Consider the following 24358-nt stretch of genomic DNA (forward strand, 5'->3'; position numbering starts at 1 on the left):
TCCTCGACACGCCAGCGGTTCGATTATGGGCCATCTCGATCATCGAATCCAGGAAGGGAAGCCCGCGCTGGATCACAGAGAATTCTGGGTCGGGCGAGCCGAGTGGGATAGGATATGAAGAAGATGGCCCGATCGACCCGATCCGGCGGGCCGACCCGAAACGATCGCCCGCAGAGGACCTGATCAATGCTTGCCGCGACCCTGGCCACCGCCGTCCTGCTTCTTCCCCCGGTGGAGGACCCGCCTCGTCGCGCTGAAGGAGCGGCCCAACGCGCGGCCGAGGCAAACCGCCTGACGTACCTGGATCAGAGCAGCCCCTATGACGTCGGCCTGACTTTCCCGAAACTCACCACGCCGCAATGGGTGGGAGAGGCTGGCGTGGATGCAGTGGTGATCCTCGCGATCGACGATCTTCGGGATACGATTCCCAAATATGAGGGGTACTTGCGACCGATTCTCGATCGCCTGAAGCAGATCGAAGGCCGAGCCCCGGTGAGCATCATGACCAATCGGGTCGACCCGGAAAGCCCTCAGGTCGCCGACTGGATCGCCGAGGGAGTGTCGATCGAGGCTCACACGCTCGACCATCCCTGCCCGTTACTCCAGAAAGGGGACTTCGAGGCGGCAGCCCGCACCTACCATGAGTGTGTTGACCTGTTGAATCGGATCGAAGGGAACACGCCGGTCGCCTTCCGAATGCCCTGCTGCGACTCGATGAACTCGCCCAGCCCGCGGTTCTACCGCGAGATTTTCCGGGAACGGAGCGCCGAGCAGCATTTCCTGACGATTGACTCGTCGGTCTGCGTGGTCTTGACCGACGATGACCCGGAACTTCCTCGAGGCCTGGTCGTCGATCCGGACGGATCACCGAAATTCCGGAAGTACCTGCCGTCGGAAGGGTTCGTCAACTGGATTGAGAATTACCCGTATCCGTATCTCGTCGATGGGCTCTGCTGGCAGTTCCCATGCATGGTCCCCAGCGATTGGGAAGCACAGAATCTTCACGGCGAGAACAACCCGAAGACGATCGACGATTGGTCTCGGGCGCTCGATGCGGCCGTCATCAAGCAAGGGGTCTTCACCATGGTCTTCCACCCCCACGGGTGGATTGGGCCGGAGCAGGTGGTGGAGTTTCTTGACTACGCCTCGAAGACCTACGGCAATCGAGTTCGGTTCCTCAACTTTCAGGAAGCGCAGCAACGGCTCGACACCCATCTGCTCGGCGGTCAGCCGGTTCGGGATCAATACGGCCGAGACAACGGCGTGCGGCTCCTCGACCTGGATGGAGACGGCTATCTCGATCTCTTGCTGGGTGACGGCGGGCCGAGGCTCACGAAACTCTGGCGCCCTGCCGGTCGTCGGTGGGAGCTGGCCCCCTTACCGACGAGCCTGATCTTGCACGAAGGGGCCGAACGGCCTCCGGCGGTGCGTTTTGGCATTTTCGATGAGGAAGGAGCGCCGGCGATGATCGGAGGTGACGGGCCGGTGAAGCACTGCTGGATCTATGATCGAGGTCGCTGGGTTCTCAACGACGATCGGTTGCGGGGCCTGCCGGTGGATCTCGATGGCCTCCGTCTCCGTGACCTTGATGGCGACGGCCGTTGCGAGGCGATTGTCGCCAACCGGGACCGAGGGATCTCCGACGTCAATGGCGTGTATCGCTGGTCGGAGTCGGGCCGGATGTGGGAGAAGCTGCCGTTCGGTCTGCCCTCGGGGGCCTGGACCTCGGGCCTACAACGGCTCGATTCGGGCTTGCGCTTTGCTGACCTCGACGGAGACGGCATTGTGAACGACCTGCTCTTTGCCGACGACGAACAATTCGGAGCGTATGCTTTCACCGACCTCGAACGCGGCTGGTCTCGGAAGCTTCGCGCCGGTCGGGCCGGAGACGAGGGAGCCCTGCGGCCGATTGTCCGAAAGTTTGGCGAGAACAACGGATTTTTCCTCAAAGACCAGGTCCTGTACTGGCAAAATGAGGACACAGGCGACCTCAATCATCAGGTCGATCGCCTGCCGATCGCCGAGCTGGCCCGGCCGTCGTCCTCGGACGAAGCTGGCGGCAACGCTTCGAACGCTTCGCCCTGACCGAACGTCGATCGACGACAAGGTGTCGGAGGAGATCGGATCACAAGGAGCGGTAGCGACCGACGAGTGTGAAGCGATTCGCATCACGGTCTCGACGGCGCAAACCATCGACGGGAGACGAACTCCGATGCCCGGCGCCTATACCGGCCCGCTCGAAAAGGTCGGGCCTTGCCAGTGGAAAATTCCCAAAAGCTACCGAGACGACATGCGGGTCGACGGTCTGATCTTCGCCGATGACCGTCTGATTGAGCAAATCCGCAAGGACCAGGGGCCGGAGCAGGTCGCCAACGTGGCTACCCTGCCCGGCATCCAGCGCGCGAGTCTGGCGATGCCGGATATCCATTGGGGATACGGCTTCGCCATCGGCGGCGTGGCCGCGACCGACCCGAATGAAGGGGGAGTGATCTCTCCCGGCGGGGTCGGCTATGACATCAACTGCGGCGTCCGTCTGCTCCGCTCGAACCTGACATGGGACGACGCGAAACCACACATTCGGAAACTTGTCGATCAGCTTTTTCGAGACATCCCGACCGGTGTCGGTCAGTCGGGGCCGTACAAATTCCGTCCCGACGAGCTGGCGGAACTGATGGAAATGGGGTCGGCCTACGTTGTCGGCCGTGGATGGGGCACCGAGCGCGACCTGGAATTCACCGAGGCACATGGACGACTTGACGACGCCCACCCCGACCGCGTCAGCCCTCGGGCGTTTGCCCGAGGGGCCGACCAGTGCGGCACGCTCGGCTCGGGCAACCACTTCCTCGAAGTGCAGGTCGTCGACCGAATTCTTGATCCGAAGGCCGCCGAGGTGATGGGCCTGCACGAGGGTATGATCACCGTCTTGATTCACTCCGGTTCGCGGGGGCTCGGCTATCAGGTCTGCGACGACCACCTCGCGATGTTCCGCAACGCGCCGCAGAAATACGGCTTCACCCTGCCCGACAGGCAGCTCGCCTGCGCCCCCGTTGAGAGCCCCGAGGGCCAGGCCTACCTGGGAGCGATGCGCGCCGCCGCCAATTACGCCTGGTGTAATCGACAACTTCTGACGCATCAGGCCCGCCTGGTGTTTGGAAGGATCTTCGGCAAACCGTGGGAGGATCTGGGGCTGGACTTGATCTATGACGTGGCGCATAACATCGCCAAGTTCGAGAATCATGAAATCGGCAATCATCAACGCAAGACGGTCTGCGTTCACCGCAAGGGGGCAACCCGAGCCTTCCCGCCAGGCCACCCGGAAATTCCGGAAACCTATCGCGGGATCGGCCAGCCGGTGATCATTCCCGGCAGCATGGGAACGGCAAGCTGGGTCCTGGTGGGCCAACCGGGAAGCATGGAACTGTCGTTCGGCTCAAGTTGCCATGGCGCCGGCCGGATGATGAGTCGAACCGCGGCCATCAAGCTCGCGGCCGGCCGTCGAATCGACAAGGAGCTGGACGAACTGGGCATCATCGCCCGAGCCCGAGGGCATAAAGGTCTGGCAGAGGAACAACCAGCGGCCTACAAGGACGTGGATCAGGTGGTCGAGGTGGTCGACCACGCCGGGATCTCGAAAAAGGTCGCTCGGTTGCGGCCAGTTGGAGTGATCAAGGGATAGAGTTTCACTCTCATGACGCGATCTGAGCGTCCGGCTCCTGAGAATCCGTATGCGTCTCCCTCTGTGCCAGGAGGGCGAGACGCCTTGACGGAGGTTTACAGACTGTCACTTCGGGGCCTGACCACCCAGGACCTTCGGGCCCTCTCGCCGAACTGGGTGAGCTTCGCGCTGCTCTGGATGGTGCGGACGCTCAGGTTCGAACTGACGACACTTGCCGGCATTCCGTTGTTCGACCATCTGGATGAGGTTGCCTACGAATCGATTCCCGAAGCGAGCCGGAATGCCCTCCGAGCCATGGAAACGGCCTGTCAAGCAGCCGGCCTGATGCGACGGTGTTGCTATCGATCACCGATCATCGCGCCGGGGCCTGGCGACTTCGGTCTGATCTTCAGCGCTTCGGATGGCCGGATCACGGTCAACCTTCATGCCCAGTGGCAGCGGCACACGAGTCCGATGACGGTGGTCGGCACGATCGTCGCCTCCAGTCGACTCGGGAATGGGGGGTGGCTCATTTCCTCGAACACCGCGTGGTGGTCGCTTGACCCACCTCCGAACACCGAACGTCGGCACGATCCAAACTGGTCGCCGGAGGAGCTGCTGGCCCAACATCAGCGCTGGCTCTCGGAACGCAACGTCGAGGCGACTCCGATCGACCGGGCTCAGTTGCTCGACGAACAGGCCACTCGGGAACGCGAGTTTCTTCAGATGATGATCGATCGCGGAATCCTGGTGCCCATGACCGAGCAAGAGCTGAATCGCTTGCTTCGCCAGATGAACGCCGAAGCCTCGCAATCTCTCCATAACGATTCCTCGGCGTTGACACGGCTGAAGCAAGTGGAATCGGCTTCTGCGTTGACGATGATCATCCTGGTCCTCCTGAGCGGGTTCATGACAACCATCCCTGCGGCGATGATGCAACGCGGGGCGGCACTGTTCATGTTCGTCTGGCTAGGCTTGACGATTGCCCGACGAATGATGACACGATCGGCTCGCTCCAGAGCACCAACGAACTCACACGCACGCACACGTTGACCTGGATCGAGCGACCGAGGATGCGATCTGTGACACCGAGTTGACCAGCCTGGAGGATCGGCTCCCGATTACGTCGCAACGACTCAGACACACGAACGAGGGTATTGTTGAAGCTGCTGAGAGTTTCCCAAGTTTTTTGGCGCTTCGCGGTTTTTCGTTTTCTTGGTTTTGGACACGAATTACGTCAACGGCGAGCCGGGTCAACAGGCGCGTCAGGCCCGAAATTGCCCGAATAACCATGGAGATGGCATCGGTTCTGCGATGGCAACAAGGCCAGCGGCGGGCCACTTCCCCTTGACCGTTGATCGGAAACGGACAGGGGGGACGCCTGATCTCGGCATGCCCGCCCGGAACCTTATTGATGAGGGAGATGCATCGCATGATCCGAACCACATTGTTACCACTGACGATGTCGATGATCGTCGCCACGGCCTTGGCGACCCCGGCCGCTACTGGCCAGCAAGTCGTCCAGTCGCAACGGGCCAGCCAGAGCATCCGAGGGGGTCAGTCGGCCGAGGCGCAGTGGCTTGATACCCTGCCGGCGGACCTGCCCATTGTGGTTCGCGTGGGTGGCATGCAGCAGGCGACCAACAATCTGGTCACCATGATGCGAGCCATGAGCCCCAACCTGGCTGAGCAGCTCGGCTCTCAGATTCAAGCAACTGTTTCCGAGTTCACCCGGAGCCTGGGCGCGGGTCAGGGTGAAGCGGCAGCCCTGGTCTTGATCGATGTGGTCACCCCAGACGAATTCGGCGAGCAGGTCGAACTGGAAGGCGCTCAACTGCAGGTCAAACCGCGAGCGATCGCCGTCTTCCAGACCCAGGATTATCGCGGAGCCCTGGCGTCGATCGCCGGTCAGCAGAACCTTCAGCCCGAGCAACGCGACGGCTATGACGTCGTGACCGTCGGCAATGGCGAGCAGATCTTCGCCGTTCAGAAGCAAGGATTCGCCGCGGTCACCCAGCATGAGGACCTGATCAAGAAGGTTACCTCGGCGCCTGAGCAGAATCTCGGTCATGTCATGACCGACGAGATGAAGTCTCACTTTCTTGATGGCGACCTCGGCGTTTATGTCGATCTGGCGAGCATCAACGACGCCTACGCCGATCAGGGTGAGCAGGTTCGTGGATTCCTCCGACAGCAAGTCGATGAGCTTCGGGAGGAGAACCCCGAAACCGCTCAGCAGATCCGAACTGCATACCAGCAAGTGTTCAAGGCTGCGGAAAACGCTCGTTGCATGGCGGCAAACGCCTCGTTCGCCGAACAGGGCCTGAGCGTGTCGGGCAAGCTGCTCATGAACGACGATTACGAGCCGATCCGCCAGATGGCCGATCAGGGTGACGACCCCGCCGACGAGCTGGCCAAACTGCCGAGAGGATCGGCCTACTACGCCTTCAACATGCTCGACCCTGAAACGATCGAGTGGAACATGATTCCTTCGGGCGATCAGATCGAGGAAGACTTCCCCGAAATCGCCAAGGTGCTGGAGTCTCCGGAATTCGACCAGGCCAATGAACAGTTCCGCAAGGCCGGTCTGATGCGCAGCTCTGCCTCGCTCGGGCTCGGCGAGAGCCGTCAAGGGATCTGCGTGATCGAAGCCGAGGACGCCCCGGCCCTGATCGACGCCGTCCGATCGTCCGTCGAGGCGATCAAGGGACGCGACTTCTCGTTGATCAAGGACCTCACGATCGAGACGGAGGCCCAGCAGCACGAGGGCTACACCTTCGACAAGATCGCGGCCACTTATGACTTCGACGCCTTCACGAAGGAGGTCGAAGAGCAGACCGAAGAGGTCAAGAATCAGGTCCAACAGAAGATCGACGACGAGAACATCAATCAGAACATCGATGAAGCTCTGGCCGATCGGCCGATCGATCGCGAGGAAGCCGTGGCGGCGCTCCGACGGATCGTCGGCGAGTCGACCACCATCTGGGTTGGGACCGATGGTTCGAAAACCCTGAGCGTTCTGGCCGAGAACTGGGATGACGCCCAGTCTCAGATCGATTCTTACCTGGCCAACGATCAGGGGATCGGCGAGACGGAGTCGTACCAAAAGGTCCGGGCCGAGCTTCCGGATCGGGTCCGTGCTCTGACCATGGTGGACGTACAGACCGGCTTCCGCCAGATTCTGGGCGAGCTGCGCCAGGCGACCGAGGAAGACGACCTTCGCGCCCCTGAGCAGACTCCCGAGCAAACGACGATGATCGGCATGGCAGTCGTGGCCGAACCGGATGGCCTTCGCTTCAAGAGCTTCATGCCCAGCGAGGTCGGCCCGGTCATCGAAAAGGGGATCGTCCCGGTGATCGAGCGACAACTGGAACAGCAGCAGAACCAGGGGCAGTAATCTCAACTCGACGTCCGAGAAAACCTCAGGCCCTTGAACTCTGACTCGTCGTGCCTCCGCATAAAGAACCCCCAAAGCCCGTGCCCTGCACCGTTCGGTGTGGGTCGCGGGCTATTTTTCTTTCTAGAATAGTCCATCGAGACTGCACCTCAAAACGCCCTTCCTGTCGCGTCCAGACCGATGGAAACCGTATAATGGCGGTCTATTGTTCACCATCAGCCAGCAGCATGTCGACCAGGGTGCTTGAGTGGGACCATCTTCTGGCACGAGATACTCGCGTTGCTCAGCGGAATAAACAGAGATGGATTCCCGCTTTATCCAAACAATTCTTCTTTGATGAAACTTTTCCAATCTCTGACACACCTGCTCAACTCGGTGATCCGTTTCGGGTGTCGGCATCCCCGGCAACTCTTCCTAGTGGATGGGGCCGGAGCCTTCCTTTCTGCCTTGATGCTTGGCGTGGTCCTGATCCGGTTGGAATCCTATTTCGGGATCCCACCTCGAATGTTGCTCATCCTGGCCGCGTTCCCTGTCCTGTTTGTCGTTTATGATCTCTGCTGTGTCATGTTCCACCCCCGATCACCCGGCCTGTTCCTGCGCATCATTGGATTCGCCAATCTTTGCTATGTTTTCATTTGCTTCTTTCTGATCATCGATCACTCCGGCTCCATTCTTCGTCCCGGCTGGATCTACCTCGTCTCTGAAATGCTGATCGTTGCGGCGATTGGTTTTGGGGAACTATGCGTTTCATGGCAACTCGCTACAGGGCCGCGGGGAGGAGAACGACACCCATGAGTGCTGCGGAGCGCACGGCCGACCCGCAACGGATCTTGCACGAACGATTCGGCCTGGAGCGGTTCCGGCCGGGGCAGCGCGAAGTGATCGATGCAGTCCTTGACGGTCGGGACGTGCTTTGCGTGATGCCGACCGGCGGGGGCAAGAGCCTGTGCTACCAGCTTCCAGCGCTCCTGCTCGATGGTTTGACGCTGGTCGTCAGCCCGTTGATTGCGTTGATGAAAGATCAGGTCGATGGCCTACACGCCCGAGGCTTGCGCGCAACCTTGATCAACAGCACGCTTGATCCCGGCGAACAGCACGCTCGGCTGATGGAGGCCGAGGCGGGGCGGTACGACCTGCTCTACGTCGCTCCGGAACGGTTCCGAAGCTCGCGCTTTGTCGAGATCATGGCGCGCATGCGTCCGCGATTGCTGGCAATTGACGAGGCCCACTGTATCAGCGAGTGGGGCCACGACTTCCGCCCCGATTACGCAAAGCTCGGACTCGCCCGCCGGAAGCTCGGCATGCCCCCCTGCATCGCCCTGACGGCCACGGCGACCGACCTAGTGCGGCGCGACATTGCCGAGCAGCTCGACCTCCGAGAGCCCGCCCAGTTCGTCACCGGCTTCGATCGGCCGAACCTGGCGTATGGCGTGGTCGAGGCCCGCCGCGATGCCGACAAGTTCGACGAACTGAGTGCCCTGCTCCGCCGGACGCCAGGCTCGATCGTTGTTTATGCCTCCAGCCGCAAGCGTTGCGAGATGATCGCCGAGTTCGTGCGCTTCGACCTGCGGAGGCCGGTCGTGGCCTATCATGCCGGGCTCGACCGCGAGCAACGTCACGCGGCGCAGGAGTCGTTCATGAGCGGCGACGTCGATGTGATCGTCGCGACCAACGCGTTTGGAATGGGGGTCGACAAGCCAGACATCCGGGCGGTCGCTCATTTCAACATTCCCGGAACGCTCGAAGCCTATTACCAGGAAGCAGGCCGAGCCGGTCGAGATGGGCAATCGGCCGAATGTCTCTTGCTCTATGCGCCGGGAGATCGCAAGCTCCAGCAACTGTTTATCGAAAACGAATATCCTCCCCGCGAGGTCGTGTATCAAGTTTACGAGTACCTGCGACGGCTCGACGCCGACCCGATCGAGCTGACTCAGGCCGAGATCAAGGAGGCCATCGGAACCGAGTTGAACGAGTCGGCCGTGGGAGCCTCGCTGAAGATTCTGGAAGGGGCCGAGGGGCTGGAACGGTTCAACCCGAGAGAGAACATGGCGATCGTCCGGATTGATCGGGAACCGGACGAGCCGCCTCTCTCCGATCGGGTCAGTGCGCAGGCTCATGTGCAACGGCTGGTCATGCTGGGATTGGAGGGGCTTTGCGACCGCCGATGGGGAGAGCCGGTCTATTTCCAGCCCGATGAGTTCGCCACGGCGATTGGAATCGAACGATCGGCGCTGAATCGGGCGTTGAAACATCTGGCAGCGGAATTACCCCTCACCTACGTTCCGCCCTTTCGAGGCAATGCGATCCGGATTCTCGACCGTTCTCGACCAGCCCGAAGTCTTCCGATCGACTTCTCGACCCTCGAAGCGCGCAAGGAAGCCGAGTACGAAAAACTTGACCGGATGATCCGATACGCCGAGTCGCGTCAGTGCCGTCGGGCGGTGATTCTCGGCTACTTTGGCGATCCGCATCCTTCGAATTGCGGTCGTTGCGACGTCTGCGCCGGTGTGCGGATCGCGCCTTTAATTGCGTCGTGCCCGATTGATACGCCCCAGAGTCGGGAGGTGATTCTCAAGATCCTCTCCGGAGTCGCCCGAACGAAAGGGCGGTTCGGCAAGACCGTGGTCGCACAAATGCTCACAGGATCAGGCTCTGAGAAGATGAGCCGCTTCGGCCTGACTCACCTGAGTACATTCGGCATTCTGGAGGGATACCGCCAGCCGGAGGTCATTCAGATCATCGACGCGCTGACGATTGCGGGGCTGATTGAATCAGAAGAAGTCGATCGGTTCAAGCCGATCATCACGCTCAGTGACCGGGGGTGGTCGTTTTTAAAAGACCGGGGAAGCGGGTCGGAGGATCTGGGACTCGACGGGCTCCCTGAGGAACTCGTGCTCAAACTGCGCGGAAAGCGACGCCATCGGATCGAGCCGTCGGTGATGGAATCGAATCGCACCGACGAGCCGGCTGCGCAGGACCTGCCAGACGATCCTTCCGAAGTCGCACCGGGCGTTCGATCGGCGGCGGACGAATGGTTGATGCAACGCTTGCGGTCGATCCGATCGGCCTGGGCGAGAGAGGCGGGGCTCTCGCCGGGCTATGTTTTTTCGAACGAAACGCTGGAACTGCTCGTTCGCCATCGGCCCAGCTCTCCTCATGAACTGGGAACGATCAAGGGGATCGGCAAGGCGAAGCTGGAGCGTTATGGTTCTGCCCTGCTGGAAGCGATCGCCGGGGCTTCGAGGTCCTCAGTGGACTCGGAACGATCATCGTCGGCGATTTCCGGTTCCGCGTTGCACGAGTTCCAGGAGCTTCCGGAACCGGTCGCTTCCCCGGCTTTGACCGTCGAACCGGATCGGGTTTCGACCGAGGAGTGGACCTGTCGCCTGCTCGACCGGGGCTTCTCTGCAACCGAGGCAGCGGCCATTCGGGGAATCGACCTGGAGGAGATTACTCGACACGTGGTTGAGCAATCCCTCCAAGGTCGGATCGTACCGATCGAAGGCTTCCTTGATGCCCAAACGATTCAGCAATGGGAGGCGTGGGTGCGCGATCGCGGCCCCTCACTTCCTCCCGACGACGCAAGGGAACGCCCTGAACTCTGGAGCATTTTTCTTGCGGTACGGCAGGTTGGCTCGACGCTCCCGAAGGGATCGGATCCGGTCGATCATTGATCCGCTCCAAGGCGATCGTCGTCGTCCCAGTTATGGGGCGTTGATTTCCTGGATCAGTTGATCAATCTGACTGGACATCTTGCGGCGGAATTCCGGATCGAAGCCGGTGATGACCGCGCGAATGGTTCCGTCGGAGCCGATCAGCAAGGCGGAAGGGATGGCCTGAACTCCAAAGGCACGCGCCATCTTGCCTTCGGAATCGAGGGCGACCTCGGCCAGTGGAGGACGGCGCAGCTTTAGATCGTTGCGATCAAGGAAGGTCAGCAGTTCCTTGGCGAGACCTTGAGCATCGTCTCCCCCCTCGTCGATGCTGACGCAGAGGACGCGGAGGTCATCGGCGCGATCGGCCTCGGCATAGGCGTCGATCAAGGCGGCGACCTCGGGCAGTTCCTTCAAACAGGGACCGCACCAGGTCGCCCAGAAGTCGATGAGCACCACCTTCCCTTCCAGATCGACTGCGCGAATCTCCTCTCCCATCCCCTCGTCATTGAGCAAGGGGACGGTGAACTGTGGGGCGGGGGTTCCGACGCGAGGATCGGCGGCGAGTCGAGCGGCTTCCTCACGGGCTCGGGCCTCGGGATCGAGCAAAGGGCCGAGCATTGCCATGCCGGGAGGGGGCTCGGTGATGAAGGGGTTCGTGTCGTCGTCGGCCGGAGCGGTGGTGGTAATCTCTCCGGCGGACCAGGAAACCGAAACCTCGTCGAACGTCAACCCTGGAGGGGTCAACTCGGTGACCGATTCGGGGTCCATGATGGCTTCGCCGCCGACGATCAAGAAGGTCTCGGGATTGATGAACAATCGCCAGTCGGTTCGACCGAGCATCGGCACGCGGAGGACTCGAACCGTGGTGCCCTGCCACTCGCGATCTTCCTCGATCGCGAGTTGATCGGGATCGGTTGGGATGGCTCGGCCAGGTTCCTCGCCGGTCAGGAGTCCGAGCACCACGGGCAGTGGAGGTCCGATCGGATCCCCCAGCACGGCCGAACCCACGGCCGAAACGGCAAGCAGTTCGATACTGGCACGCTCGGGGGCGGCGGAGAGCTCGTAGTGACCGGCAGGGGTGACGACCGTAAGCATCTGCTCACCGTCACTGACGATCCGGGAGCCCGGAACCTGAACCGCGAACCGATCGGGCCGGGAATATGCCAGGCGGAACGGGTCGAACCGCTCGATCCGCTCGCCGTCGATCGACACGGTCACGACCCGATCGCCACGATCGACATAATGATCGAGGCCTTGATACGCCTCGGCGACGCGCTGCAGGAGAGCCAGGGCATCGTCGTCTCGAGGCGTGACGGCCGGAACGACGCAGAGCCAGACGGCGGTGAGGGTCGCGATCACGTCGGAGTCTCCGGAGCCAGGGCAACACGAGAGGGATCCTCGAGCGGGCGAGCGGATCGATCGGTGTTGCGAGCTGGATCAAGTCGTGGGCTGGCCAGGGTCAATGGATCGAGGCATGAACGATCAATCGCCGGAAGCCTGAGAAGCATCGGCTTCCAGCAGGGCCTCGATCGTCGGAGCGAGTTCGAGCATTTTCTGGGGAGGCGAGGCCACACGGACCTCTCGGACGACTCCCTTGGAATCGATCACGAGCAACATGGGAATGGCCTCGATGCCGAGCGCCTTGGCAGTTTCCCCGTTCGGGTCAACGGCGACGCGGGCCATCGGAGGACGATCGAGTCGGAAGTCCTTGGCGTCCAGATAACGCTCAACCAGAGTCCGAATCTCGGCGATGGGATCGTCGGCGGCGGGGTCTTCGGCGTTCTCGGGGTTGTCCTCCTCGTCAGCGACCACCGTATCCACGCTGAGGGAGAACACGCGCAGGCGGTTGGCTTCCGGGTGATCCTCGAAGCGGTCGATCAAGGTTGAGAGCGCCTGAAGTTCCGGGATGCACGGGTCGAACCAGGTAGTCCAGACGTCGATCACCACGACCTTGCCCACCAGCTCCTCGCGGGAGACGGGCTCAAGCTTCCCATTGGCCGCGAGGAGCGTGAGCGTAAACTCTGGAGCGGGTTTTCCCTTCAGACCGGCGCCGGGCTCGGTACCGTCCGGGCCGGCCATTAACGCGGCGATACTGTCTACGCGGCGGGCATCGTCAGGAGGGGAATAGACGAACCGATCGTCGGGAGGAACCTCGGTTGTGATCGTTCCCGGGGACCAGGAGATTTCCTTGACCACCATGTTCTCGGGCAGTTCCTCGGGGGCGGGAACCACCTCGATCCGACGCAGCAGATAGCTCTGCGGGTCGATCAGCAACCGGACGACCGGCCCGGCCTGGGGAACGATCTTCAACGATCGGCACTCGACCCCATCGACCGCTCGTTCCGGCTCCCGCTCCAGACGTTCGACCCCCTGAAGAATGGCTTCGTAGGGATCTTCGGAAGCGAGCAGGCGGAACAACGTCATCGTCGGAATTCCCGTGATGCCGCCGAAGATGTAGGCGGCGGCCGGATCGCGGGCGAGGACAGTCGTGTTCAGGGCGTCGGGGGCTTCGGCGATAAGATAAAGCCCGGCCAGGGCCGAAACCTGCTGGTTCCCGTCGAGGAAAAACGCCGCCGGTTCCTGAGCGACCGCGAGTCGATTGGGTCGAGCAAAGGCGAACGGTTTCTCAAGGATTTGCGAGGTTTCCTCGCCTCCGAGCGCGAAGGCAAGGGTCATTGTCCCTTCGTCCGCGTATCCCGGCAGACCGGCATAGGCTTCGGCCACGCGACGGAGGAGCGAGTGGCCCGGGTCGAAGTTCGGCTCCTGGGTGATGGCCTCGGCCGGGGAGAACCTCGAAACCGTGACCAGCAGCACGACCACGGCAAGACTCACGGGAGATCGAAGCACGGGAGACTCCTTTCCGCATGGTATCGATCGGATCGGCTCGGGCTCCGTGAGCCGGACCCTCGTCATCGAGATGATCGTAACCAGCGCAGGGCCCCCCCTGCCAGGGCGCATCGGTCGGGAATCAAGGCCGGTCGGCTTGATCGATCAATCAGCGCGAGGGCCCGAATGTGACGGGCCGTCGGCGAGCTGGGGAAGGAGATGCCCCATCCGGTCGCGCTTGGCGTCGAGATAACGCCGCCGCGCTTCTTCATCAGGCGCGATGATCGGCACCTGATCGACGACCTGAAGGTCATAGCCGCTAATCACGAAGGCATCGACTTTCTTCGGATTATTGGTCAGTAGCCGAACCTTGGTCAGACCGAGGTCCTGGAGAATCTGGAGCCCGATGCCATAGTCTCTCATGTCGGCCTGGAAGCCGAGGGCAAGGTTGGCATCGACGGTGTCGAGCCCTTGATCCTGCAGAGCGTATGCCTTGATCTTTTGAATCAGGCCGATTCCCCGACCTTCCTGGGGCAAATAGATGAGCGCTCCGGCCCCTTCGGCGGAAATTTGCTGCAAGGCCATGTGCAGTTGATCGCCGCAGTCGCAGCGCAGCGAGGCGAGCAGGTCGCCGGTAAAGCAAGACGAATGCAGCCGAACCAGCGGGGCCGACGCGTTCTTGAGGTCGCCGAAGGCGATGGCAATCGGAGTGTTGCCCGGCTCGTGATCGACCGAGTAGCCGATGACCCGAGCCTCGCCGTATTTCGTCGGCAAGGCGGCCTCGGTTTCTCGGTGCACCAGCTTTTCCTGACGGCGGCGGTAGCGAATCAACTCCTCGATCGAAACGATCGGCAGGTTGAATCGCCGGGCGATCTCGTGCAACTTCTCCCGGCTGGCACGCCCGGTGCCGTCGAGAATCTCAATCAGAACTCCCGCCGGCGCGAGTCCGGCCAGCCGAGCCAGATCGACCGTTGCCTCCGTGTGACCGGCGCGTCGCAACACACCACCTTCCTTGGCGAGCAACGGCAAGACGTGGCCGGGACGGGTGAAATCCGACGCTTTCGAGTTCGGATCGACCATTGCCCGGATCGTCAGGGCTCGCTCCGCAGCGGTGATGCCGGTGTGGCAACTCTTGTGATCGACCTGGATCAAGAACGGTGTCTTGTGCGGGGCCGTGTTCAGCTCGACGACGGCATGAAGATTCAGTCGCTCGGCCAGGTCGGGCATGATCGAGGCACAGAGCAAACCGCGCCCTTCGGTGATCATGAACTCCACGAGTTCCGGCGTGATGGTTTCGGCCGCGGCGACGAAGTCTCCTTCATTTTCCCGGTCTTCGGCATCAACCACGATGACGGCCCGGCCCTCGGCAATGGCCTGGATCGCGTCTTCCACGTTCGAGAATGCGTCGCCCATCGAAGCGCCTGGCTCCCGTGTCTCAACCCAGTCGGGCGGACAAGCTCCGCCCATCGTTCCTTTTATGATAGGCGCAGCCCCCCACTCAGGGCCAGGAGGGGTTGTGAATCGCCCCTTGAACAACCGGTCGATCGGCACCTCCACGCAAAGCGTGGTTAGCCGAGGATTCGGGAGCGATTCAGGGACGATCCCCCCATCGTCGTAACGTCACCATCGAATCGAAAGTCCTCCCAGACCGAATCCGAAGGGAATATCGATCCCTCCGAGAGGTCGAGGGGAGTACCCATACCCGTAAGGTGCGACGGGATTGAACGGAACCGGGCCGTAGGGAGGAACGGCTCCGGGAGCGACCGGCACACCTCTCACCATCGGCGCCGCGGGTTGCGGAAGATACGATCGAGCGGCGTCTCGGTAGGCCTGGGCCCGGTACGCCTCGGAAAGGACAAACGGCTGAGCCCCATACTGGGTATAAGGATTGACGTAAGGAGGCCGCATCGACTCGCGACGATCAAGCTCCTCTGCCCGTCTGAGTGCCTCCAGATATTCCGCCCGACGCGCTTCCAGCTCGCGCAATGCGGCCTCGCGGTCACGCTCCGCCGATCGAATCTCGTCGGCCAGGGGGTCCGGCTGTTGCGCCGTTGCGTTCGAAGCCATCGACACCATGCAGATCATGCCGAGAACACTCGGAAGCCACAGTCTATTCCAGGCGATCGGACCATGATGAATCGTCATGAGGAGGTTCCTCGTTCGTTGGAAATCTCGGAGGCAGTCGCTTTGAACCTGGCCGGTGTGCTCCAGGGCGAACCAGGTAATTCGAGGTGTCTGACTGGGAATCGTTCGGCCCACCGTCGGTATCGGTTGCGTCGACGGAACGATCCCGCGATGGTACTCTGTCGTGCAAAGTTCAGGCCAAAAAGCAAAGTTCCACGGATCGAACGAGTTGTCACCCCGGGGAATGTCTCACGTGATACCCGAGTCCTGGTCGGTCCAAAGCGCGGTGATGGGGCTGATCGTTCTGGTGGGATTGCTCGCGCTTGTCCTTCTGATCTGGATGCGGAACCGCAAGGCGCTGGAGCAGATGACCCTGGCGATCGAAGCCCTGGGCGAAGGGCAGCCGATGCGCCGCGTCCAGGCGCAGATGGCGGGAGCCTCGGAACAGTTGGCCGATCGGATCAACCGGGCCGGGGTCGATCTTTCCAGCCGGATTGCCCAGCTGAAGGATGATCGCCGCAAGCTCGACGCAGTTCTGAGTGCGATGAACGAGGGGGTGCTGGCGGTCGATGCGCGGCAACGGCTCCTGTTTGCAAACCCGACCGCTCAGCGGATGTTTCAGATCGCCGGAAATTCGGACGGCCGACTCGTGGCCGAGCTGGTGCGGAGCCCTCTGATCCAAATGGCGGTCGAGACCACCCTTGCCGGCCGGAGTGCCTATCGGGCCGAGCTGACGCTTGCCGGTCGAAATCCGCTGGCCAGCGATCAGGAGCGGATCATCGCGGTTCATGGAACCCCCCTGCCCGGCTCTCCTCCCTCGGGGGCGGTCTTCGTTTTACACGACGTGACCGACCTGAGACGCCTGGAGCGGATGCGGCAGGATTTTGTTGCCAATGCCTCGCACGAGCTGAAAACCCCCTTGGCGGCGATCAAGGTCAATACGGAAACCCTGCTCGACTGGGGCTTGCACGACGATTCAGTCAACGTCACCCTGCTGAACCAGATCAACGAGCAGGTCGATCGCCTCGACAACCTCGTCCAGGACATGCTTCGGTTGGCCCGTCTCGAATCGGGGCAAGAGCCGTTTCAATTTGAGCTGATGGCGCTTGGGCCGGTCGTCCGCGAGAGCATCGAATCGCACGAAGCGAGGGCAAGAGCACGCAACCAGACGCTCGTCGCCGAGGTGGATGATCTGGACGACTCGGTCCGCGTGCGGGCGGCAGAGGAAGCGGTTCGACAGATTCTCGACAACCTGATCGACAATGCCATCAAGTACACCCCCGAGGGGGGATCGATCCGCGTCTCAACCTGGGCAAACGACCAACGGGTCACAATTTCCGTGACCGACAGCGGCTCCGGAATTCCGAGGGACGACATCCCTCGGATTTTCGAACGGTTCTATCGGGTCGACAAGGCAAGAAGCCGATCGCAGGGAGGCACGGGCCTGGGCCTGGCGATCGTGAAACATCTCATCCAATCGCTCGATGGAGAGATCAGTGTCGAGAGCATCGTCGGCACCGGCAGCACCTTCACGGTGAGACTGCCACGTCCCCCAGGGTCGTGATGCCGGGAATCGCCCCTTCAAAAAAATTTTTGCCGATCACCGAACCTTCGATGGCCTTGGATCGTAGCAAGCCTCGTGATCGAGAAGCCCGGAAGGCAGTCGATTGACGCGACGAGCTCACAGAGCTAGGCTGACCGATGTCTCGCGGGAACTTCATCGAACACGCGAACCGAACCGAAAAATCGAGGCCGGTTCGACCCGAACCGACGCCTCACTTTCACTGAGCGAATCTCCCGGCGGCTTTTATCTGGCCGTGACTGATGGAGCGGAACCAACGGGGCCCCGAGGGATGGACTGGCCCCGCTTGGATGATCAGGTGTCGTACCTCAACACTTCGACAGGATCAGGTCGTGTCAACTTAACCCCCGACCAGCACTCGACTCGATCCTTCTTTTTTTTCCGAAACACAGAGGAGCTTGCACCGATGCGCATGTTTGTCTCCGGACTCGTTGCCCTGGCTCTGGCCGTTCCCGCCGTGGCCGGTGAGTACAACAAGACCGTCGACATCGGGCAGAAGGCCCCCGATTTCTCCGGCATCCCGGCCACCTACAAGGGCCAGGACACCTCCATCTCCCTGAGCGATGTTGAGGAAGAGGTCGTTGTCCTCGTCTTCCTCGGCAACCACTGCCCCTACGTGGTCGCGATCGAAGACCACCTGAACGACTTCGTGGACAACTACCAGGGTAAGAGCGTCAAGCTGATCGGCGTCAGCGTCAACGACCACCCGCAAGACAAGCTGCCGCAGATCAAGGAGTGGGTCAAGGAAAAGAACTCGCTCTACGCCTACGGCTATGACGAGAGCCAGGAAATCGGCCGCAAGTACGGCTCGACCAAGACCCCTGAGTTCTTCGTCCTCGACAAGGACCGCACCATCCGCTACATGGGCGCCATGTACCGCAACCCGCTGAAGGTTGAGCCGGGCGAAACCAACTTCGTCGCCAACGCCGTCGATGCCCTGCTCGCCGGCGAAGAGGTCGAGGTCAAGGAAACCCCTGCCATCGGCTGCGGTGTCGTCTACAAGCGCAAGTGAGCCGGTTGTGATCGGATGACCCCTGGTGATCCGGTCTTCCGCAACAGCAACGTGAATTGATCGAACCCTCCGCCCGTCGTCGGACCATCCCCCGGCGGCGGGCGGTCTTCGTTTCCAGCCAGGCTCGGTCTGGGGCCAATGGTCCACAGACTTCCAGCCGAACCACCCTCAGCCACTCCGACCCAGCGCCCACCCCCCGGAGGACCGATTCATGATCCAACCCGCCCGACCGCTCACCACCTGGCTGACCCTGGCGACCTTCTCCGCCGCTGTCTGCCTGCTCGGCTGCTCCGAACCGGCCGGCGATGCCATCGAGCCAACCCCCGATGAGGTCGTCAGCCCTGAGATTCCGGGTGACAGCGAACCCGCCGAAACCCTCGAGATCGAGGCAGAAACCACCGTCGTCGAGCCGCCGGCCGAGCCCGAACCCGCTCCGGCTCCCACCCCCGAACCCGCTCCGGTCGAGCCCGAACCGGCCCCCGAGCCCGAACCGGCGGCGGAGCCTGCGGAACCCGAGCCCTCGGACACCGCCGATCTCGAACTCAAGCCTGTCACCTACGAGGAGCTGAAGGCCCACATTGCCGAGAGCGATGCCCCCTTAACGCTCGTCGATTGCTGGGCGAGCTGGTGCGACCCGTGCAAGGAGAATTTCCCGCACGTGCTGGAGATGGCAAGCTCCTTCGAGGACAAGGGGTTGAAGGTCATCGCCCTGTCGTTCGACGCCGGCACCGAGGTGGACGACATCGACGAGGCCCAGATCAAGGAAGCCAAGCGATTCCTCTCGGCGATGGATGTCTCGAAGATCGAGAACCTTCGGCACGGGCAGCTCCTGTTCGAGTCGTTCGAAGCCTTCAACGTCACGACCATCCCGGCCGTCTTCCTTTACGACGGCGAAGGGAACGAGGTTGCCCGCTTTACCTACGACGACCCGGACAACCAGTTCACCTACGACGAAGTCGAGGCCAAGGTTGCCGAGTTGCTCGAAGCCCAGTGAGCCCGAGTCACTCGGAAGCGCCTCACTTCGGGGTTCGAGGGACAATACCCCTTCCCCAATCCTGCCTCCTGTCGATACGATAGCGTTCTATTGACCACGAATCGGCCCCCCGTGCCCGGTGTGCGGGGGGCCGTCGTTCGCCTGTCTCCCGGCCGGACCCACGCCCGATGAAAGAAGGCATCCATCCCAACTATCGCCCCGTCGTCTTCCACGACGCGTCGAGCGATTTCGAAATCATCACCCGGTCGACGATCAAGACCAACCAGAAGAAGACCATCGACGGGGTCGAGTACCCCCTGGTCGTCGTCGACGTCTCCAGCGCCTCGCACCCGTTCTACACCGGCAAGACGAAGTTCGTCGATGCCGCCGGTCGGGTCGACAAGTTCAACCGTAAGTTCCAGGGACGCTACGGCAAGGGCCGCAAGGGCGCCGAGGCCGAGGCCGGCACCGAAGCTTCGGAAAGCTAGTCCCGTATCGTTCCTCATCAGCGGCCTGCCCCGATCGGCTTCTCGACCCGGCACCGTGTTGCCGGTGCGATAGCCGCGACGGCGGGCCGTTGATCGTTTCTCGACGGGCGTGCTTCCTTCTCAGTCCTTCCGATCGGCGTCTGTCGCTGTGTTTGAGAAACTCCAGGCCGATTATCGTCGCTTTCGAGAAGTTGACCAGGCGCTGCTTGATCCAGACGTCGCGTCCGACCCGGCTCGGGTTTCAGCCCTGGCCAAGGAACGTGGCACCCTGGCCAAAGCCGCCGTGCCTTACGGCCGCTACCTGGAACTCGGCCAGCTGATCGCCGAGGCCGAGGCCATGGCCCTCGACGAATCGGATCACGAGATGCGTGCCTATGCCGAGGCCGAGCTGGAATCGCTCCGCGCCCAGCGCGACGAAATCGCCGAGACCCTTCGCGACCTGATTTACGACCGCGTGGCCGGTTCCGACCGCTCGGGCCTCATCATGGAGATAAGGGCCGGGACCGGCGGCGATGAGGCCGCCCTGTTCGCCCGCGACCTCCTGGAAATGTACCGCCGCTATTGTGAGTCGAAGGGCTGGTCGTTCGAACTCCTGGAACTGAACCCGACCGAGCTGGGTGGAGCCAAGGAAGTCAGCTTCGCCATTAACGGAGAGGGGGCCTACCGCCACCTTCAGTTCGAGAGCGGCGGCCACCGCGTCCAGCGCGTCCCCGCGACCGAGACGCAGGGGCGCATCCACACTTCGGCCGCGACCGTCGCCGTGCTGACCGAACCCGAGGAAGTCGAGATCGAGATCCGGCCCGAAGACCTCGAAATCGATGTCATGCGAGCCGGAGGTCCCGGTGGCCAGCACCAGAACAAGACCGAGAGCGCCGTCCGGCTCACTCATACTCCGAGCGGGATCGTCGTCGTTTGCCGAGACGAGCGTAGCCAGCACAAAAACCGAGCGAAGGCACTCCGATTGCTCCGCTCTCGCCTGTTCGATCAGATGCAGGAAAGTGCCAACGCCGAGCGAGCCGAGCAACGGAGGTCCCTGATCGGTTCCGGTGACCGCTCGCAACGCATCCGAACCTACAACTTCCCGCAAAACCGCGTCACCGATCACCGGATCAACCTGACGCTCTACAGCCTCGACCGCATCATCCTCGGCGACCTCGACCCCTTGACCAACGCCCTGATCGATCACGACCGACACGAGCAACTCGGGGAGCTTTGAACCCGTGGCCGAACGCGATGAGCCCTGGACCATCGGCCGATTGCTCTCCTGGACGCAGGGATTCCTGCGCGACAAGGGGTCGGAAAGTCCCCGGCTGGATGCTGAAGTCTTGCTGGCCCACGTCCTCCAGACCGATCGGGTCAAACTCTACACCCAGTGGGACGAGGAAGTCGGTTCGGCCGATCGGGCCTCGTACCGCGACCTGATCCGCAAACGAGCCGAGGGTGCCCCGGTCGCCTACCTCGTCGGCCGCAAGGAGTTCTTCTCGTTGCCGCTGACGGTCACGCCCGCCGTCTTGATTCCGAGGCCCGACACCGAATTCCTGGTGGTGGAGACCCTTGACGCCTTGAAGGGCAAGACCACCCCTCGGGTCGTCGATGTCGGAACCGGCTCCGGAGCGATTGCCCTGGCGATCGCCCATCAGCGAATCGACACGCAGGTCATTGCCATCGACCTCAGCCCCGAGGCTCTCGCCATCGCACAGGGAAACGCCGATCGCATCGGCCTGGCCGATCGGATCACGTTCGTTCAGGGCGATTTACTCGACTCGGCCGCCAATCAAGGACCGTTCGACGCCATCGTCTCGAACCCGCCGTACATCGCGACCGACGTGATCCCGACCCTTGAGCCCGGCGTCCGCGATTTCGAGCCTCACCAGGCGCTCGACGGTGGCCCCGACGGCTTGCGGATCGTCACCCGATTGATCGAGCAGGCGGTTCCCCTGCTCAAGCCGGGCGGCCATCTGCTGCTCGAAATCGGCTCGGATCAAGAAGCACCGGTGCGGGCCTTGCTCGAATCCCGAGCCGAACTTCAGGTTGCTCCGACCGTCCGAGACGGGGCCGGGCACCCCAGGGTGCTCCGGGCCCAACGCCGATCGGAGTGATTTGAAGCCGCGAGCGTTTCTGTCCGCTTCGCTCGCGGCTCCAATCGATTAAGTGTCAGATCTGAACCTTCTCATGCCCGGCCGGGGTGTGTGGTTTGCCGGTCATCGCGGCCTTGAGGTAACCAACGGCATGGACGACCGCTCCAGGAGCGGTGTCCCAGTATTCCCCCTTCTCGACCTCGACGCGAATCAAGGCCAGCTCGGGGTCGTCCAGCCCCTGCGGAAACCAGGCTTTGTAGGCCGGCGACCACATTCGCTCCGCCCGGTCACGATCGTGGATCAACCGGGCCAGACCCGACAAAGACACATATTTTTGTGACTTTGTGCAAGAATAACTCAGATTTACGTGACGATCACGATCAATCTCGAAAACCTTCGGCGCATGGTCTCTGGTAAAAAACCAGAGCGTCCCATCGAACGGCCCGTCCAGATGGGTGTGCATGGGCCGACTCCGGAGTGAGCCATCCGGTTCGACGGTCGCAAGCATCGCGACCCCAAGCTCTGTGATCAGGTCTTCCAGCTTCTGAAGGTCTTCTCGTTGCGTGGACTCAGCTGCCATGATGGACTCTCCCGGTTCGGAGTTTGGGCGAACACGCGAATCGAGAGAGCAACCGGTGTGCCAGACGGAAGTTCAGCTTGTCCTGGCGTCACCGGCTCCGGCCCAAATCAACGCCGAGTGTCTCGGTGATCGCCCCAGTCGGATTCCGAAGAGCCGGACGCACCCAGCGGTCGGGCCGGAACCCCAACGACCGTCTGCCCCGCGGCCACATCCTTGCCTTTCGTGACCACCGCTCCGGCTCCGACCGTAGCCTCTGGCCCAATCGTGACGGGAGCGACCAAGATCGCTCCTGAGCCGATGAAGGCCCCTTCTCGGATCTCCGTCTGCGACTTTGTCTTCCCGTCAAAGTTCGCCGTGATCGCCCCCGCGCCGACATTCACTCCGGCCCCGACGATGGCATCGCCGAGGTAGGCCAGATGACGAGCCCGAGCCCCGGCTTCGAACGTCGAGCGGTTGACCTCGACGAAGGCCCCGACCTCCGCGCCGTCCTCCAGCACGGTGCCGTCGCGGAGATGGGCAAATGGGCCGATCCGGCAATCGCGGCCGATCCGAACGGTCCCCGAGATGACCGTGAAGGGGAAGATCGTCGTGTCGGGGCCGATCACCGCCCGGCCGTCGATCGAGGTGTTTCGAGGGTCGACGATACTCACTCCTTCATCCATCAACCGCGACTGGATCCGTCGCTGCATTACGACGTGTGCCTCGGCCAGATGCTCGCGGGTGTTTACCCCCAGCACATCCTCGGCATCGAGCACCGGCAAGGCGGCCACGGATCGCCCCATCTGGATCAACAGTTCCGGAGCGTCCGTGAGATAGTATTCCCCCTGGGCGTTGGTCGTGTCGAGCTGATCGAGTGCATCCCAGAGCGCGGGCAGTTCGAAGACGTAACAGCTCGGGTTGATCTCCTGAATCGCCGCTTCCTCGGGGGTGCAGTCGCGTTGCTCGACGATTCGAAGGAATCGGCCGGCCGAGTCGCGGAGAATCCGGCCGAATCCGGTCGGATCGGGCAAGACGGCGGTTCCCATCAGGCAAACGAGTTGCTCGGAGCGCTGGCGTTCGAGCAGGTTTCCCAGCGGTTCGGCTCTCAGCAACGGTTCATCACCGACGAGCACCAGGGCCGGCCCGGAATAGTCCTCCAGCAAGGATCGGCAGGCACGAACCGCGTCTCCGGTCCCGAGCTGTCGCTCCTGAACGGCGAAGAAGACGTCGGGCTCGTCGGCCAGGGCGTCCCGCACCTGATCGGCCCCGAAGCCCACGACCACGATGACCGACCGCGCCCCGGCTCCCCGAGCGGCCTCGACGACATAGCGGATCATCGGCTGTCCGCAGACCTCGTGCAGCACCTTGGCACGCTCGGATCTCATCCGCTTGCCCTGACCGGCTGCCAGGATGATCGCGACCGGACCTTGCATTGTTCGCCTCAAAAGGGTCAGCGAAACCAGACACCGATCGACCAGCCGGACGCTCGGCGTGTTATCTCTCAATGGTGACTTCGGAGTCTTGTGAAATGATGCTAGCGGGGTCTGATCAGCGGGTCAAACCAACTCACCCTGCGTGGCAATCGGTCGTGAACCTTGAGTGGTCCGTGATCGTCCCGTATAGTGGCCGCATTCCATCCGTCGGAACACGACCCCACACGATACGGTCCCTCACGCCATTGCCCGCACGGGAGCCTCTCCCATGAACCTCAGTCCCGAGGATGTCGCCAAGGTCGCCCTGCTGGCCCGCCTTCGCCTCGAACCAGACGAACTGGCAACCTATACGGAACAGATCAACGAGATCGTCCACTACGTCGAACAACTTCAACAGGTGGACGTCTCGGGCGTCGAACCGCTGGCTCATGGAGTTGAGGTCCGCAACGTGTTTCGAGACGACCGGCGCACCGAGTCGCTCCCTCGGGACGAAGCCCTCAGCAACGCCCCCAAGCGGAATCACGAGGCGTTCCTCGTTCCCGCCGTTCTGCAGTAACAGACCGACCACTCGGGCG

19 protein-coding genes are annotated in these 24358 nt (G+C 62.2%); 13 read left to right on the plus strand and 6 right to left on the minus strand.

Annotation, left to right across the window (positions count from 1 at the left end):
• Positions 1-186: 186 nt before the first annotated feature.
• The 6 genes from GA615_RS04010 to GA615_RS04035 all read left to right on the plus strand — a co-directional run bounded on the left by GA615_RS04010 (position 187) and on the right by GA615_RS04035 (position 10726).
• Entirely contained in the window at positions 187-2085 is a 1899-nt protein-coding gene (locus tag GA615_RS04010; protein WP_152049963.1) for a polysaccharide deacetylase family protein, read from the plus strand.
• Positions 2086-2212: 127 nt separating this feature from the next.
• Positions 2213-3676 (plus strand): RtcB family protein, encoded by a 1464-nt coding sequence (locus GA615_RS04015; RefSeq protein ID WP_152049964.1) that lies wholly within the window; start codon positions 2213-2215, stop codon positions 3674-3676.
• Between the two features lie 12 nt (positions 3677-3688).
• Entirely contained in the window at positions 3689-4708 is a 1020-nt protein-coding gene (locus GA615_RS04020) for a hypothetical protein (protein ID WP_152049965.1), read from the plus strand.
• A gap of 379 nt (positions 4709-5087) precedes the next feature.
• Positions 5088-7052 carry a hypothetical protein gene (locus tag GA615_RS04025; RefSeq protein WP_152049966.1) on the plus strand — a complete coding sequence of 655 codons (1965 nt, stop codon included), beginning with the start codon at positions 5088-5090 and terminating at the stop codon, positions 7050-7052.
• Positions 7053-7295: 243 nt separating this feature from the next.
• The gene (locus GA615_RS04030) at positions 7296-7847 is read left to right on the plus strand and encodes a hypothetical protein (protein WP_152049967.1); all 552 of its coding nucleotides are present in this window, start codon (positions 7296-7298) and stop codon (positions 7845-7847) included.
• Positions 7844-10726 (plus strand): RecQ family ATP-dependent DNA helicase, encoded by a 2883-nt coding sequence (locus tag GA615_RS04035; protein ID WP_152049968.1) that lies wholly within the window; start codon positions 7844-7846, stop codon positions 10724-10726. Before GA615_RS04030 ends, GA615_RS04035 begins: the two co-directional genes overlap by 4 nt.
• Positions 10727-10756: 30 nt before the next feature.
• Here GA615_RS04035 and GA615_RS04040 read toward each other — a convergent pair whose 3' ends face one another.
• The 4 genes from GA615_RS04040 to GA615_RS04060 all read right to left on the minus strand — a co-directional run bounded on the left by GA615_RS04040 (position 10757) and on the right by GA615_RS04060 (position 15679).
• Positions 10757-12067, minus strand: coding sequence for a TlpA family protein disulfide reductase (locus tag GA615_RS04040; RefSeq protein WP_161602156.1), 1311 nt, complete (start codon positions 12065-12067; stop codon positions 10757-10759).
• 123 nt (positions 12068-12190) lie between these two features.
• Positions 12191-13555, minus strand: a complete 1365-nt coding sequence (locus GA615_RS04050) for a redoxin domain-containing protein (protein ID WP_161602157.1) — start codon at positions 13553-13555, stop codon at positions 12191-12193.
• Positions 13556-13699: 144 nt separating this feature from the next.
• Positions 13700-14947, minus strand: coding sequence for a GTP cyclohydrolase II (gene ribA / locus GA615_RS04055; protein WP_152049972.1), 1248 nt, complete (start codon positions 14945-14947; stop codon positions 13700-13702).
• 207 nt (positions 14948-15154) lie between these two features.
• Positions 15155-15679, minus strand: a complete 525-nt coding sequence (locus tag GA615_RS04060) for a hypothetical protein (protein ID WP_152049973.1) — start codon at positions 15677-15679, stop codon at positions 15155-15157.
• 223 nt (positions 15680-15902) lie between these two features.
• Here GA615_RS04060 and GA615_RS04065 point away from each other — a divergent pair, with 223 nt between their 5' ends.
• The 6 genes from GA615_RS04065 (at position 15903) to prmC (ending at position 21812) form a co-directional block, all read left to right on the plus strand.
• Positions 15903-17222 (plus strand): sensor histidine kinase, encoded by a 1320-nt coding sequence (locus tag GA615_RS04065; protein WP_152049974.1) that lies wholly within the window; start codon positions 15903-15905, stop codon positions 17220-17222.
• A gap of 424 nt (positions 17223-17646) precedes the next feature.
• On the plus strand, positions 17647-18252 hold the full coding sequence (locus tag GA615_RS04070; protein WP_161602158.1) for a redoxin domain-containing protein: 606 nt from the start codon (positions 17647-17649) through the stop codon (positions 18250-18252).
• A 211-nt stretch (positions 18253-18463) separates the two neighbouring features.
• Positions 18464-19246, plus strand: coding sequence for a TlpA family protein disulfide reductase (locus GA615_RS04075; RefSeq protein WP_152049976.1), 783 nt, complete (start codon positions 18464-18466; stop codon positions 19244-19246).
• A gap of 167 nt (positions 19247-19413) precedes the next feature.
• Positions 19414-19713, plus strand: a complete 300-nt coding sequence (locus GA615_RS04080; RefSeq protein ID WP_152049977.1) for a type B 50S ribosomal protein L31 — start codon at positions 19414-19416, stop codon at positions 19711-19713.
• 148 nt (positions 19714-19861) lie between these two features.
• Positions 19862-20929 carry a peptide chain release factor 1 gene (gene prfA, locus GA615_RS04085; protein ID WP_152049978.1) on the plus strand — a complete coding sequence of 356 codons (1068 nt, stop codon included), beginning with the start codon at positions 19862-19864 and terminating at the stop codon, positions 20927-20929.
• Between the two features lie 4 nt (positions 20930-20933).
• Positions 20934-21812, plus strand: coding sequence for a peptide chain release factor N(5)-glutamine methyltransferase (gene prmC, locus GA615_RS04090; protein WP_235905067.1), 879 nt, complete (start codon positions 20934-20936; stop codon positions 21810-21812).
• A gap of 55 nt (positions 21813-21867) precedes the next feature.
• Here prmC and GA615_RS04095 read toward each other — a convergent pair whose 3' ends face one another.
• Together GA615_RS04095 and GA615_RS04100 are read right to left on the minus strand one after the other, a co-directional pair.
• On the minus strand, positions 21868-22371 hold the full coding sequence (locus GA615_RS04095; RefSeq protein WP_152049979.1) for a pyridoxamine 5'-phosphate oxidase family protein: 504 nt from the start codon (positions 22369-22371) through the stop codon (positions 21868-21870).
• 107 nt (positions 22372-22478) lie between these two features.
• On the minus strand, positions 22479-23783 hold the full coding sequence (locus tag GA615_RS04100) for a bifunctional UDP-N-acetylglucosamine diphosphorylase/glucosamine-1-phosphate N-acetyltransferase GlmU (protein ID WP_152049980.1): 1305 nt from the start codon (positions 23781-23783) through the stop codon (positions 22479-22481).
• Between the two features lie 268 nt (positions 23784-24051).
• Here GA615_RS04100 and gatC point away from each other — a divergent pair, with 268 nt between their 5' ends.
• Entirely contained in the window at positions 24052-24339 is a 288-nt protein-coding gene (gene gatC / locus GA615_RS04105) for an Asp-tRNA(Asn)/Glu-tRNA(Gln) amidotransferase subunit GatC (RefSeq protein WP_152049981.1), read from the plus strand.
• Positions 24340-24358: the final 19 nt, after the last annotated feature.

It is taken from the genome of Tautonia marina (assembly GCF_009177065.1).
Lineage (GTDB): Bacteria > Planctomycetota > Planctomycetia > Isosphaerales > Isosphaeraceae > Tautonia > Tautonia marina.

Bases quoted from the DNA above. Each gene is read 5' to 3' on its own strand.
- GA615_RS04100 (WP_152049980.1), bottom strand. From the start codon at position 23,783: ATGCAAGGTCCGGTCGCGATCATCCTGGCAGCCGGTCAGGGCAAGCGG.
- GA615_RS04070 (WP_161602158.1), top strand. From the start codon at position 17,647: ATGCGCATGTTTGTCTCCGGACTCGTTGCCCTGGCTCTGGCCGTTCCC.
- ribA (WP_152049972.1), bottom strand. From the start codon at position 14,947: ATGGGCGACGCATTCTCGAACGTGGAAGACGCGATCCAGGCCATTGCC.
- GA615_RS04060 (WP_152049973.1), bottom strand. From the start codon at position 15,679: ATGACGATTCATCATGGTCCGATCGCCTGGAATAGACTGTGGCTTCCG.
- GA615_RS04025 (WP_152049966.1), top strand. From the start codon at position 5,088: ATGATCCGAACCACATTGTTACCACTGACGATGTCGATGATCGTCGCC.
- GA615_RS04020 (WP_152049965.1), top strand. From the start codon at position 3,689: ATGACGCGATCTGAGCGTCCGGCTCCTGAGAATCCGTATGCGTCTCCC.
- GA615_RS04075 (WP_152049976.1), top strand. From the start codon at position 18,464: ATGATCCAACCCGCCCGACCGCTCACCACCTGGCTGACCCTGGCGACC.
- GA615_RS04065 (WP_152049974.1), top strand. From the start codon at position 15,903: ATGTCTCACGTGATACCCGAGTCCTGGTCGGTCCAAAGCGCGGTGATG.
- GA615_RS04015 (WP_152049964.1), top strand. From the start codon at position 2,213: ATGCCCGGCGCCTATACCGGCCCGCTCGAAAAGGTCGGGCCTTGCCAG.
- GA615_RS04035 (WP_152049968.1), top strand. From the start codon at position 7,844: ATGAGTGCTGCGGAGCGCACGGCCGACCCGCAACGGATCTTGCACGAA.
- GA615_RS04010 (WP_152049963.1), top strand. From the start codon at position 187: ATGCTTGCCGCGACCCTGGCCACCGCCGTCCTGCTTCTTCCCCCGGTG.
- GA615_RS04095 (WP_152049979.1), bottom strand. From the start codon at position 22,371: ATGGCAGCTGAGTCCACGCAACGAGAAGACCTTCAGAAGCTGGAAGAC.
- gatC (WP_152049981.1), top strand. From the start codon at position 24,052: ATGAACCTCAGTCCCGAGGATGTCGCCAAGGTCGCCCTGCTGGCCCGC.
- GA615_RS04080 (WP_152049977.1), top strand. From the start codon at position 19,414: ATGAAAGAAGGCATCCATCCCAACTATCGCCCCGTCGTCTTCCACGAC.